A 13,560-nucleotide genomic window follows, 5' to 3' on the forward strand; every position below is an offset into this window, starting at 1 on the left:
GGATAATATTTTGTGTCGTTACATTTATTCTCTCACAGTGGAGGAAAATATAAAAGCCTAACGGCTTAAAAGTTAGGCAATTCAATGATTGCAGAATTGTGCAATCGGCTAAAGTAGTTTATTTGCAAAGGAGGTTATTATTTTGGGCTCTACAGAATATATTGAACTTAATGGACTACCCATATTGGGTGTTTGCTATCATGACATTCCACCACGTTATGAGAATCACCCTCAAAAACTTTACCACACACTTAGAATAACTTTTGTTGAGCAAGGTAGTGGAATATGGACTATTGGAAATCGTAATTTTAAGTTCTCTTCTGGAGACATATTTATTTTTAATAATAATGAGTACCGTTCAATAAGTACAATTTACCCTCCGCAAAACCTATTACTTACAGTTATAGATTTTGAGCCGCGATTTATTTGGTCAAACCAACAAGATTTATTTAATTCAAGTTACCTTAAAATATTCTTTGAAAGAAAAAATAATTTATTTGAAAATTGCATAAGACACGTAAATCCTGTTTCACTTGATTTGCATAAGTTGATGTTAGAAATCCAAGATGAATTAGCCTGTAAGTTCCCAGAATATAAGCAAATGATTAAGGTAAAACTTCTTAATATACTTGTCATCCTTAATAGATACTATAGTAACATACTTGATATTCGTAATGAACCACCTGTTCCCCAGCAACATTTTGCCCTTGTAATCAAAGCTTTGGAATATATTGAGGATCATCTTTACGAAAATTTATCACGTGATGACATAGCTATCATGCTAAATATTAATCCTTCTGGATTATCAAAATTTTTCAAAAAATATAATGGCATTGGATTAACTCAATATATTATAAAAAAAAGAATTCATAAATCAGTAGAACTTTTGGAAAGCAGTAATCTATCCATTTTGGAAATTGCAAATAGCTGTGGTTTTAACTCTTCTGCAAACTTTTATAAAGCATTCAAAAGTGTGACAGGGAATATTCCCTCTCATTATAGAAAAACGCAATAAATACACTGTTGTAAAAGCTTCTTCTTTTAACAGCGGGTATTTATTGCTATTTGTAATGCCTTTTAATAATTTTATATTTTTTGTGAAGGTACCTTATTTAAATGACTTTTTTGCATTCCATTCCTCTACCTTACTATTTACAATCTTTCTTATTTTCTTGGCAAGAGAATATGGCTCACCCTTTCCACCTTTAAATGTAACAATTACGTTGAAATTTGATTTAAATACCCTCTGTTTAAGAATACTTGAAATTTCTTCTCTTAAGTCCACATTTTCATCACCTATTTTTATAAGTGCCATCATTGATTGTGAAAAATATTGAAAGTAGTATTCTTCATCATTATTTATAAATTCATTGTATATTTTATTTTTATTAGGGGAGCTTTCAGGGTGCATAAATATATCAGTAAGTAAGGTTACACTTTCTCTATCTTTTAATTTCCCTATAAGATAGATTGCAGAATGAGCTCGAAGTTGGTTGAATTTTCTACTTGTCTCTGGTAGGAAATCATCCCTCTCTTCAACAATTCGTCGAAGTATGGGTAGTGAGCTAACATCACCAATAAGTCCAAGTGCAAGTGCACTATTTCTTGATACATGCTCATCATTATCCGAAATCCATGACTTTAAATCATCTTTAATCTTTTCACCAAGACGTTTAGCTGACCATATAGCTATTCCAGGCTTATTTGTGCTTAGTCCATAGTGTATTTCTTCTTTGTTTGTCATCCATTTAAACAAACGAGTGTTATCAGGGTGTGATATTACTTCCTCTGTCCCAACATTATTTTCCTCATTAAGGCATTTTGTTTCTTTAAGTAATGTCTCTAGTTCTTCGTATGGTACCTCTTTAAGCGAAATTTCTTTCTTAATTGCAACAAATGCTACTATTGCTGATGCTTCACCACATTTTTGCATACTTCTTCTCATTCTTATACATGGTGCAATATCATGATCCATTGCAATGCATCGACCAGCAGTTAAAATACCATCTAATCCTTTTGGCAAAAGTGCTCCCATTGGAACCGGCACGGAAAAATTTATACCCCATAGGCTAGCTGCTACCGTCCAGTCTTGTTGCACGTCACTTTCAAAAGCGGCGTCTTTTCCATGATTATCAATATTTGAGTAAGCATAAAACAATGGTTTATCAGAAACCTTATCATTTTGATAATCCTCAAGTGTAATATTTTCTTCTCCTTCAATGTATCTTCCTTCTCTAAGGCCTAAAAGAGGAGCAAACCCTAACATTCTTCTGTTTTCTTCATATTTGTCCCACATATAATTGGGTAATGTTGCTGAATGAACATGGGCATCTGAATATTGTTTTCCATCTAGATGATTAATATATCCACAATCTGTGTAGTGATAAAAAACTATCTCATTATTGCATAATTCAATTTGTATATTAGAATAGGGTTGCCCTTGTCCGTCAATCCCTCTACCGCTATGTAGCTTGCAATTTGCCAAGGCACAAACCTCTGCATCTGCTGTGCAGTCAATAATAACTTTTCCTGCTGCTCTTTTTATCCCATCACTGCCAAACCACTGAATTCCAGTTACTTTGTTCCCTTCAAAATAAACACCGGTCAATATAGATTCATAAAGAATTTCCACCCCATATTTTACAGCTTCCTGCTCACATAAATATTTTTTTAGTTCTGGATTAATGCCTACAGCCTGAAGATATCCTTTGGTTTGCATTTCATTAGCCAATACATCTAATCTTTCATAATCCCCACCAGTCGACCCATAATAATAGCCATGTACACCACCAGCAGTTCCTGTACCTCCAAAACAATTTTGTCTTTCAATTCCTAAGACCTTAAGACCTTTTTTTGCCGCTGTAATAGCAGCAAAAGTTCCTGCTGTTCCAAGTCCAACAACAATAACGTCATATTTTTCTTTTAGACTAGAAACCTCTACTTCATTTTGCACAATATCACCATTAACTCTTGTAGATAAAATCATACTTTTAATTCCCCCTTTAATCTTTCTCCGTATTCTACACCTATTTCTAATGCTTTGAGCAAATTTGCGTAAGCACATGATGGCAACCAGTTCCAATTATAATCTATCTTAAACGGGCCTTTATCTTTCAGAGCAATATCAAAAGTAGTAGCAATAGATGCTAGACTCCATTTTTCAAGAGAAGTGGGTCTGTTTTGCCAGTAGGAATGTAACTTATGCCTTGCAGATATCCAATCTTCATCATTATCCAATGCATATTTCAAAATAATTTCCTTATTAAATCTGCCTTGATCAAAGCTAACATTTTTATTTGCATTAACTTCGATGTTATTAAAAGGAAATAAATTTTCCTCTAAAGAATGAAGCATTGCATTAATACTCTTTGAAAAAACGTATTGTGTTGACTTTGGATTTAATACCGATGCTGATGTAGTATCAATAATATTATCTGCTGTTATTTTTTGAAATCCTGAGTTGTTATGCAGAGTAATTTCATAAAATGCTGATACCTTTTTCACTTCAATTACTTCTGTTACAAACAATGTGTTTATACCTAAATCCTTTATGATCTTAAAAAGCAACGGTGTCACTGCTGGAATATGCACCATCCCATCCTCAGTTAGAATATTTCTTTGCAAGAGCTCTTTTTTAAGGTTTCCACCAAGAGTTGAAACTGAATCCCAATCTGCACTACCTAAATGATAGCAATCAATAAATTCATTAGCAACTAGTCCCGTTCTCTCAACTATCAATGTATTATTAATATTTTCACTGGCAATTCCTATCGCAGTGGCTGTAGCCCCGCAGATAAAATTAGAATAATGTGGTATTTTACTTTGCATTTAAGTCATCCCCTTATTAATATTTATAACTTTATTATAACTACTTTTTTTCAATATGTCGTCCACTTTTAAGACCAGTTTATCAACTTTTGTGACTTGTTTTCCTCTACCTAAACTCTATCACAAATCCACATAAAACTTTATAGAAAAGGAGCAGTACACATATCATGTACTGCTCCTTTAAATGATGAATTTATTCCATCTTAAGTTCTATAAGTTTTATCCCATTCTCTCCGTCAGTTATAATTATAGTGTTATCTATAACTTCTAGACTAGGTGGTTTGTCATATATTTTTTTGCTGTCTTCCATTTCAGTATTAACAAAAACTGCACTTACTATCCAGTGTACACCCTTTCCAATTGCTCCAGTAAGTGTAGGAATTATTGTCAATGGGTGAATTAAATTAGTATTAGGTTCGGTGTGAATTATTTCACCTTTAAAATCACCAAGTAAACATTTTATCCCAGCACAGCCCCAATCAAGTAGTGCAGCCGCCTCACCTTTTGATATGATAATTTGATTATCCTTATGCCCAACTCTATTTAGTTCATTAGGAATGGCAAACCCACCTTCTGCAATATCAAGTTCCCTGTTTGAAATAATTTTATGAATTCTTACATGCCACGGGATACCTGGTATTAACCAAGTACGTACTTCCACATCATTCCATGGTTTCCACAGAGAATAAATTACATTCTCCTCTATGCTAAATTCCTCACACCTGCGCCTTGTTCTGTATAAATTATCCTTCTCGGCAAGTGCAAGATTATTGTCATAAGCTCCTTGTTCAAGTCCATAACTACCCTTTGAAACACTAAAACCAAAAACATTAGAATATACAAACTTACCGTATTTAGCAGCGCAATGTGCTGGTTCAAATGCTGCGTGCTGCCCTGAGGTAAATGCAAAAACGTTTTTGCCTGAGGCTTCCCTGCATAAAATCATCCTAGCCTCTTTTTGAACAGATTTTCTCTTAAGTAATGGCAATGGAAGTTCTTGCGCCTTCCAAAAAGGATGCTCCTGTGAAAGTGCTAACGGTAAAAATGATTTCATAGCCCAATATGGAGATCCCGGCGCATTATAACCTTCTGCCATAATTAAATTAGGATAGGCATATCCTATAGTAAGTAGACCATCTGGCGTAAAAATGTATTGATTAAACCACCATCTTAAATTTCTAAGTAATAGTCCTTTTATTACTCCCCAAGGTAGCGCCTCCACCCCTGCAAAAGCTAGTCCACTCCAAAAACAACTCTGCGCAAATCTGTATGTTAAGCTCCTTCCAAAAGCCAAAGCTGACCCATTTTCTGCAAACCAATAAATGAAGTCCTTTGCAAATAATGTTGCTCTTTCCTTGAAAATTTTGCTTCTTACTGGGTCATCATTCTCCATGACTTTTGCATAAATAAGACTATAAAAATGAAAAGCAAAAGGTATATAATAATCCATCTGCTCTGTATCCCCATCTTTATACCATCCACTCGACAGGTAGAATTCATCCAGACGATTCAAATCTTTCTCAAGCATATCTGCATCATATTCTACACCTACTTTAAGCAATGCTATATTAACAAGGACACGGAAAAATAGCCAATTTGTATCTACTGTTTCACGCTTATTTGTTTGCCCAATCCAGCTAGCTAAATTATCCTTTTCCTTTTGGCTTAACTGTCCCCATAACTTATCAGGTGTTATAAGAAGTGTTAATGCAATAGTTGCGAGTTCCACCATTTTTTGATCGCAGTCACCAATATCCCCCCAATATTCATCATTCTGTGGGTCAGTACCACTTCTTATGCCTTTTAAATAGACGTCCCAGTTATCCCAATCTCCTCCACCTGCCAGTAATGGCGCCAGACCCCATAGTGGTCTAGCAAATGCCTCCATCATAGCTGTTTTTTCATTACATCTTGAAAAGGTATTTCCTAAATCTAAAAATGCCCCATTTTCACTGAAAAACGGTTTTAATGGATCACAAAGCTGTTTTACAGCAAGCGCCAAGTCACTTTTACTTTTCAAAGGGTTATTTGAAATTATAGGATAAGAATTTCTCATAATTAATCTCCTCTCTTTCTATACTCTACCAGAATGATTTCCAATCTTTAACAAGTCTAACTAATGCTTCAAAATAGTAGTAATCTCCCCAAATATTACATTCATCAATGCCTTTATTATGTGGCTTTGCATACACGGCGTGTAACAATACACCGTTTGATTCTGGGCAATCTTTACTTGTATAATTTTCTACAAGTGATTTTACAATATGCATAGCAGCATTTTCATAACTTCTTTTATCATTATCAGTTAAAGGAAGGTTTTTTGACAATTCAAGCAATCCACAGGCAGCAATTGCAGCAGATGAGCTGTCTCTCTCTTCTTCGCCCTTTGTAAATATAATATCCCAATAAGCTACATAATCTTCAGGCAGACGATTAATGAAATAGTTAGTAACTTTTTTTGCGAGAAGAATAAGGTCATAATCATCAGTATACTTATAGCTTAATGGGAATCCATATATTCCCCAGGCTTGACCTCTTGCCCAACAGGAATTATCAGAAAACCCTTGAACTGTTTGTCCATATTTAGGTTTACCAGTGTAAATATCCATAAAGTAAGTATGGAAACTTGATGCATCATCCCTAATTATATATTTCTCAGCTTGCTTAATATGGCTAGCCGCGGCATCATGATATTTTTTATCTCCCGTGATTTCACTAGCCCAGTATAGCAGTGGCAAATTCATACAACAATCTATAATCATCCTTCCACCGTTTTCAGGATCATCTGGATTTCCCCAAGCTTGAATTATACCTGCTTTTTCAAAATATCGTTCCATTAGCAAATCTGCCGCTTTTATAGATATATTCTTGGCTGATTCACTTCCAGTTAATTTAAAAGCCGCAACACTAGACAGTGTATATAAAAACCCTAAATCATGTGTCCCAGTTCCAATCCTTTCATCTACTCGCTTTTTATAGCTTTCTAATTGAATTTCAGCAACTTTGCGGTATTTCTCATCTTTAGTAATTTCATAAGCAAGCCATAGCATTCCTGTCCAGAAAGACGAGGTCCATTCTACGTTATCAATAGCAGGATAGACATTATTTACACTAGCCGGAGCAGGGTACTTGTAGGTAAAATCTTCTAAGTTTTGATCAATTTTTTTGAGTATAAACTGGATTGCTTTATCACAGTATTCCTTTGTTAAAGCCGGTGGCTCTGAAAACTTTTCTTTATTTTTTATTCCTTCATTATTTATATTTTTCATATAGATATTCCTCCTTAAATTAAAAAAATTAAGCATAAAAAAACTACATTAACTTTATTTAATTATACATTAAATATAAGCTTTTTTTTTATCCTTGATTGTGATAAAATACCGTTAGCTTGTCATTTTGGGAGGGTTACTAATGAAAGATACTTTAAATATTGGTTTTAACTTTAATTCTCTAAATACTTCTTACGACTTTGCTTATAAATCAACAACAAAGCAAGAAAATTGGAATATATTTCATATACATGAAGGTATGGAATTTCTCTATGTTCATGAAGGCAGTGGATTTGCAATTGTTGATCAAAAAATATATAAAATGAGCCCTAGAACGTTGGTTTACTTTCAGCCTTTTCAACTTCATGGCACAAAAGTATATATGGAAGATTCTTCAGTATATACTAGATCCATTTTATCCTTTGATCCTTCTCAATTGGATGTTTATTTGCAAAACTTTCCAGACTTAAAGCATTTTTTTCATATGATTTGGAAGGAACAATTATGTACTCAAATTATATCTTCATTACCTGATAGTAATCCTATTGAGACTATGTTCAAGTATTTTAATATAGATTTGAAGAGGTCGTTTAAATCTAAAAGCTCAGAAGAATTTACGCTGTTTATTATATCTTTTCTACAATTTGTAAAAACTGTTTGGCCTAAACAAGAACAATTATTAGAATGCATTCCCTCAAGTAATCCCACTTATATTGAAAAAATCATGGAATGGATTGAAGAAAATTATACAAAAGAATTCCATTTAGATATCCTAAGCACAGAACTTCATTTATCTCAGTATTATATTGCCCATTTATTTCACACTGCAACAGGAGCCAATATTACAGAATACCTAATAGCTAGGCGAATGAGACAATCATGCTGGCTCCTTAAAAACAGTAGTTTATCAGTGCAGCAAGTCTGCCATGAAGTTGGACTTACTAATGTATCTTATTTTTGCAAAAAATTTAAAGAACACACTGGTAAAACGCCATTAAAATACAGAACTTTCGGGTCAATCTAATTTTGGTAATAAAATTTAATGATTTTATTTTTCTTTTGTCAATGGCGCTCCTTTTTCATATTAATTATAAGCTAATTTTAATATAAACCGCTATTGCCTTGAACTCTTCACTAATATTGCAAACCAATTTATCTTCATTTATAAATATTTTTGCTACATCATCAGTATAGATATCTTCAATTCTATAGCTATAATTACTTGGAAGTTGTATTTGTATTTCACCAACCGCTTCTCCCTCAAAGCTATGGATAATAGCTACTATTTCTTTTTTATCTGTACTAACTCTTAAAATTGCTTGCCAACCTTTAGGGTGTCTGTAAGATTTAACCTTAGGTCCAAAACGATAAGAAAATCCATTTTTTATAACTGAGGCTATTTTATTGTAAAAATCTATTCCTTTTTTTATAATATCCCACTGTATTTCACTTAGATCAACTATATCACCGGATAAACACATACGACCTAGAAAAGTACCTACCATAGTATAAACTAGCCTCTTTTCAGAAGCTCTTTTTCTGAGAACTGCCCAAACCTGACTTTGTCTTGGAAGAATAACTCTATGTAAATTCGCTGCTATTATTGGTGATTCAATACATTCATGAGCATCTGAGAAGGATGACATACTGGTTATTGCCATCATTGAGGGTTCCAACCTATGTCCTCCTGAAGAACAATTTTCAAGAACAATATTTGGTATTTCAGCTCTTATTTTCTTAATAAAATTTTGCGTTGAAGCAATGTGCTGCCTTAACCCTTCTCCTTGAGACTCTGCTCCATCGCAGCCTATTCCAATACTATCATTATAATCTATCTTTAAATATTCAAAGCCGTACTTTTTAATAAATTCAATTACATGTTTTGATAAATACTCTATAACAAAACTATCTCTCATATCCCAAAAACGTCTATCTCCTGAAGTTATAGAAAAACCATCTCTTTTTAGTTGATGATCTGTATTATGAAAGGCATCCGAGTACCTTCCACAGACCTCAAATTCAAACCAGATTCCTGGAATCATTCCACATTCACGAATAACCTCAACAGCTTTTTCAATTCCCTCTGGAAAAAGTTCAACACAAGGTCTCCAATCACCCATACTAAAATCCCATTTTCGCCCTTTCTGAGCATACCATCCTGCGTCTATTACAAAATATTTAATCCCCTTACCCTTAAGACTTTCAGCAAGCTCTTTTATATTATCATAAGATGGTTTTCCCCAAGTTGTACAAAATTCATTAAATATTATCGGTAGTTCTTTTTCTGTTTCTGGAAGCATTTCCATTGGTCTGTTCTGCATTTGAGTCAACCTATTAGCAATGACGTCAATATTCCCTTCTGCTACAGAAATTACTGCTTTTGGAGTAGTAAAATTCTCGCCAGGTTGTACATTTTTAACCCAATGTCCAAACTCCCTATCAGCAAGTCCTCCAGAAAGAGAAAGTGCATCATCAACTCTGCAAATTTCCATTTGCCAAGAAGCTCCGTGAGCAAGTTGCACTCCCCATAATACGTGATTAATTTTATCTTCTACTGCTACAAATGGGAAAAATTTTCTTACAGGCATTGAACCTACTTGACCAAATTTTTCGCATCTTATCCCATACATGCCCCATGAAGGTTCAAGTTGTAAATCTTCTACCGAAGAAGTATCAAGTCTTCCCTCAGCACTCCAACAACTTCTAATTCTATGTACTAATAAGCTTTCAGGAGTATCACCCACTTCAAAAGGAGTAATGCCTGTTAAAGAAAAGCTGGACAGCATCTCAAGGGTTACTTTGATATTATCATTATTTACAAAGGTATTATATACCTCAAGTGCACCATAGCCCTTTTGCCAAACTAATTTATGATGAATTTCATGATTTTTATCATTTTTAAGTATTGTAGTTATTGTTTTACCGTACCTATCTTCATTTATATTTTGGCTGAAATATTTAAAATTAATTACAGATTGAGAATTTCTCATAGTTAACCCTTGAGCATATTCATTAGGATAATCTTCCCCAACAATTTTAACTTGAACTAAAGAATCTATCTTATAACTTTTCCCCTTATTAATTTTAGAAATTAAAACTGTTGGTACTATTAGGAGTCCTACAGTTTTATTTTCTTCATTTAATAAATACTGAATCGTAATATCGCTAACCTCATATGTAGATAATATTTTAATATTAATTTAGACCACCTCATTTAAAGATTTTGTACCATAATAACTTGGTTTTATTTCATCTATCCTATCTATTAGTATATAAAACATGACTAAAATATAATATAATAAACCTATCATATAATAGTACAAATCTATTATTGGTAATAAAATTTAATGATTTTATTTTTCTTTTGTCATTTCAATATACTTACTTGCATACCTTTTCCCTAATTCTTTTGCAGAAGAAGCATTAAAATGAAGAAAATCTCCAATATGACTAAAACCTGCAGTTTCTACATAGTCATAGTTGCTAATTTTCTCTTTTAAATTTATTATCGCTGAATTAATTATATTTACATAAGGATACTTATTTATATTAAGAAAATCGCCAATTTCGCCAGCAATAAAAGGTATATCTTCATCTTTTAAATCTATCCTTAGATCTATAATTGTTTGCTCAAGTCGATCCTTATAATTTAGTGCATCCTCTTCAAGTGCAGAATCACTTTCACCTAACAACCATAATATAGCTTTAATCTTTCCATTTCCCATAGCATCTAGTGCTCTTTTAATAGCATTTTCATACAAATCTCCACCTTTAATCCACCTTTCAAGTTTAGTTCCTCCAACAGCGCATGGAATTAATCCTATAACCTTGGAACTATCATGTCTTAAAATTTCATTGGCAAAAATCAAACTAGGTCCAACTCCAACTATATCAGGTTTATCAAAATGAACTGGTTCAACTGCTTCTACCCATGAATTATTTTCATCAAATTTTAATATACGAGGATTAGGTGTTTTATCTTCATTATTAAGTTTACCTCTGCCAGCCATATTTGATTGTCCAATTAATAAATATAAGTCAAAATAAACTTTTTCTTTACTCATTTTATCCATTCTCCTTTTAACATCTCGTGTGTCTTGTTCTACACAGATTGAATTTACTTGTTTATACGCAGACTACATGAAAGTATTTAGTATTTAGAAATAATTATAGCATATATGAGCAAAATCATAGAATATTTTGACATGAATATCTAAAGAAAGTTGAAGAATTTAGAGTAATAATTAGTTATAATTGGTTTGATATATAATTAAAACCCTATGACAAGAGGAGGACAAAAATGAATTCTATAAATAATTTTGATATACATAACATAGCAAATAATGAAAACCATTTTGCCAGTTGGACAAAGTTTGAACTAACCCTTAATAATGGAGTTGTTAAGAGAATTATTAAATTACCCTCTCCCACTGGTAATTTTCTAACAACATTTTATCAGCCGGTGGTAGGTGAGTTCAAGTACTTTGAGCCCCAAAATACCGATTTCCAGTTTGAAGTTAATGGTTTAACCTATTCAGGTCAAAGTGATTGGTCTTTGATTGAAATTAAAGCCATCACAGATACACTTGATGGAGATGGATCCTCCGTTACTCTACTGAGCCTCGACAAAAAAATCGAAGTTATTTTAAAATTCCTTCTATACCCTAATTTGCCAGTAATCCGCAAAAACCTAGTAATAAAAAACCTTGCTAATGAGGAGATTTACCTTGAATCAATAGATGTTGAAAAATTTAACATCTCCCATTACTTCGCAACAACTTTCAGTTGGATTTATAGTGATTACGGACGTAGGAAATCAATAGGACCTTACGACGGAAATATGCAGGATGCTCTGGTAATTGTGCATAACATGGACTGGGAATCAGGTATTGTAATTGGCAACGAAGCTTCTGGAGTAATGAAGCACACCTCAGTATTTTGGGATGCACCCGAAATAATCACAGGTCTTACCCATAAAAATGCAACTTTTCCTTTTCGCACATGGATTAAAACTAACGAATCCTTTGAAACACCACAAGTTTTCACAATGGTTTATAATAACCATAAGAAAGTGGAAGAAGTGCTCAATACGTCAGTTCCAGATTTTGTTAGAAAACACATGGGCATAAGACTTTCACGACTTCAAGAAAAGCCAACTTTCGTTTACAATACTTGGGTGCCTTTTGGAAAAGATATTAATGAAAAACTGATTATGGATCTTGCTAAAGCTGCTTCTGATGCCGGCATGAAGGAATTTGTAATAGATGATGGTTGGCAGGACAGCTATGGTGATTGGGGTATAGATAAAACTAAATTCCCAAATGGCTTAAAACCTGTTTTTGATTATATAAAATCACTAGGTATGAAGCCTGGTTTGTGGGTAAGTATAGGCACTGCTGCACCTGACAGCAAAGTTTATAATCAGCATCCAGAATGGTTTGTAGAAGATATAAATGGAAAACCTATTTCACTTATAATTGACGAATCTGACAAATATACGGCATGTTTCTGTACTGGTTGGTATGGCCATATAAAAGCTGTACTCAAAAGGCTAATTGTGGAGTATGGTCTAGAATATTTAAAACTTGATTTTTCTGTGGTGAGCAGCCCTTACCGTTTTGATAATACAGAGTCTGGTTGTTATTCAAATAGTCATGAGGGACATAAGGATCATTCTGAATCTCTATTTTCAAATTATGAACCTATGTGGACATTATTTGATGAACTTCACGTTTTAAATTCTGAGCTTTTTATTGATTGCACTTTCGAGACCATGGGTGGATTACAGTTAATTGATTATGCTATGTTAAAACACGCAGAAGGTAATTGGCTTTCAAATTTCGATGGAACTATCAGTGAAAAAACTGATCTTAGAGTTCGTAATATGGCCTGGTGGAGATCGCCAGCAATGCCAGCAACTGCACTAGTTATTGGTAATCCCCAAATGCAAGATAAAGGCTGGGAAATGCATATTAAATCCTTGGCTGGCGCTTTACCAATCATGCTTGGAGATCCACGAAAGTTAACACCGGAAGATCTTAAAATATATCGTAATTATGCAGACTGGCTTCAATTGATGGAGAAAAAATACGATATCATGAGCTATAGACAAGATCTATCTGGATTTAGCGAACCCATGGAAGGAAGTTGGGACGGATTTCAAAGAATAAATACGGATAGTAAAAATGGTGGGATAATTGGTATATTTAGGCATGGAGCAAACGAAATGGAACGAACTGTTTTCATAAACTACCTAAGTGGCTTAGAAATCTATGAAGTAAAAGCAATTAACGGAAATCTTATAGCAAGCTTAACAGGTTATGAACTTAAAACAAAGGGTTTTGAACTAACACTAAAAGATTTTTATTCTGGGGAACTCTTCGAGATTGCTGAAAAAACAACTTAATTATTAAGAGGATGTGAAAAACTAATTTCTAAGTTTTTCACATCCTCTTATGTATTA

Annotated in this window: 9 protein-coding genes; 3 read left to right on the forward strand and 6 right to left on the reverse strand. The window is 33.5% G+C overall.

Annotation, left to right across the window (positions count from 1 at the left end):
* The first annotated feature begins 142 nt into the window (after nt 1-142).
* Nucleotides 143-1,015: a helix-turn-helix domain-containing protein gene (locus KPL55_RS17440; protein WP_216308026.1), complete on the forward strand. Its 873-nt coding sequence runs from the start codon at nt 143-145 to the stop codon at nt 1,013-1,015.
* Between the two features lie 93 nt (nt 1,016-1,108).
* Here KPL55_RS17440 and KPL55_RS17445 read toward each other — a convergent pair whose 3' ends face one another.
* The 4 genes from KPL55_RS17445 to KPL55_RS17460 all read right to left on the reverse strand — a co-directional run bounded on the left by KPL55_RS17445 (nt 1,109) and on the right by KPL55_RS17460 (nt 7,097).
* Entirely contained in the window at nt 1,109-2,986 is a 1,878-nt protein-coding gene (locus KPL55_RS17445; protein WP_216308027.1) for an FAD-dependent oxidoreductase, read from the reverse strand.
* On the reverse strand, nt 2,983-3,828 hold the full coding sequence (locus tag KPL55_RS17450; RefSeq protein ID WP_216308028.1) for a hypothetical protein: 846 nt from the start codon (nt 3,826-3,828) through the stop codon (nt 2,983-2,985). Before KPL55_RS17450 ends, KPL55_RS17445 begins: the two co-directional genes overlap by 4 nt.
* Nucleotides 3,829-4,021: 193 nt before the next feature.
* Complete coding sequence (locus tag KPL55_RS17455; protein WP_216308029.1) at nt 4,022-5,884, reverse strand: DUF2264 domain-containing protein; 1,863 nt, start codon at nt 5,882-5,884, stop codon at nt 4,022-4,024.
* Nucleotides 5,885-5,909: 25 nt separating this feature from the next.
* The gene (locus KPL55_RS17460) at nt 5,910-7,097 is read right to left on the reverse strand and encodes a glycoside hydrolase family 88 protein (RefSeq protein WP_216308030.1); all 1,188 of its coding nucleotides are present in this window, start codon (nt 7,095-7,097) and stop codon (nt 5,910-5,912) included.
* Between the two features lie 142 nt (nt 7,098-7,239).
* Here KPL55_RS17460 and KPL55_RS17465 point away from each other — a divergent pair, with 142 nt between their 5' ends.
* Nucleotides 7,240-8,121 carry a helix-turn-helix domain-containing protein gene (locus tag KPL55_RS17465; protein ID WP_216308031.1) on the forward strand — a complete coding sequence of 294 codons (882 nt, stop codon included), beginning with the start codon at nt 7,240-7,242 and terminating at the stop codon, nt 8,119-8,121.
* 64 nt (nt 8,122-8,185) lie between these two features.
* Here KPL55_RS17465 and KPL55_RS17470 read toward each other — a convergent pair whose 3' ends face one another.
* Together KPL55_RS17470 and KPL55_RS17475 are read right to left on the reverse strand one after the other, a co-directional pair.
* Entirely contained in the window at nt 8,186-10,087 is a 1,902-nt protein-coding gene (locus KPL55_RS17470) for a glycoside hydrolase family 36 protein (RefSeq protein WP_246599586.1), read from the reverse strand.
* Nucleotides 10,088-10,450: 363 nt separating this feature from the next.
* Entirely contained in the window at nt 10,451-11,161 is a 711-nt protein-coding gene (locus tag KPL55_RS17475; RefSeq protein WP_216308032.1) for a sialate O-acetylesterase, read from the reverse strand.
* A 236-nt stretch (nt 11,162-11,397) separates the two neighbouring features.
* Between KPL55_RS17475 and KPL55_RS17480 the strand changes: the two genes are divergently transcribed.
* Complete coding sequence (locus KPL55_RS17480; protein ID WP_216308033.1) at nt 11,398-13,503, forward strand: glycoside hydrolase family 36 protein; 2,106 nt, start codon at nt 11,398-11,400, stop codon at nt 13,501-13,503.
* Nucleotides 13,504-13,560: the final 57 nt, after the last annotated feature.

The organism is Clostridium lacusfryxellense (genome assembly GCF_018861735.1).
Lineage (GTDB): Bacteria > Bacillota > Clostridia > Clostridiales > Clostridiaceae > Clostridium_AD > Clostridium_AD lacusfryxellense.